Origin of the sequence: Pseudomonas sp. 65/3-MNA-CIBAN-0223 (assembly GCF_040310425.1) — a bacterium.
GTDB classification, from domain to species: domain Bacteria; phylum Pseudomonadota; class Gammaproteobacteria; order Pseudomonadales; family Pseudomonadaceae; genus Aquipseudomonas; species Aquipseudomonas gregormendelii.
This window is the reverse complement of the sequence record NZ_JBEOPV010000250.1, coordinates 1-253: the sequence shown is the minus strand read 5'-3', so window position 1 is coordinate 253 and position 253 is coordinate 1. Positions and strand designations below refer to the sequence as shown.

1 protein-coding gene is annotated in these 253 nt (G+C 62.5%); it reads left to right on the top strand.

The window, feature by feature from the left end; translation table 11 throughout:
- Nucleotides 1-253 (top strand): alpha-amylase family glycosyl hydrolase (locus AAEZ09_RS28775; protein WP_350601737.1); only part of this gene is annotated, 253 nt, incomplete at both ends.

Genomic DNA, 253 nt, shown 5'->3' with positions numbered 1-253 from the left:
CTATTTCGTGACAGCAACGGCGACGGCTGCGGCGACCTGCGCGGCATCACCGAGCGCCTCGACTACATCCGCGGCCTCGGCTGCACGGCCGTATGGCTGATGCCGTTCTATCAATCGCCATTCGACGACGCGGGCTACGACATCACGGACCATCTACAGGTGGACGAACGCTTCGGTGATCTGGCCGACATCGTCGCGCTTTTGGAGAAGGCCGAAGAGCTGGGCCTGCACGTCATCATCGAGCTGGTAGTGC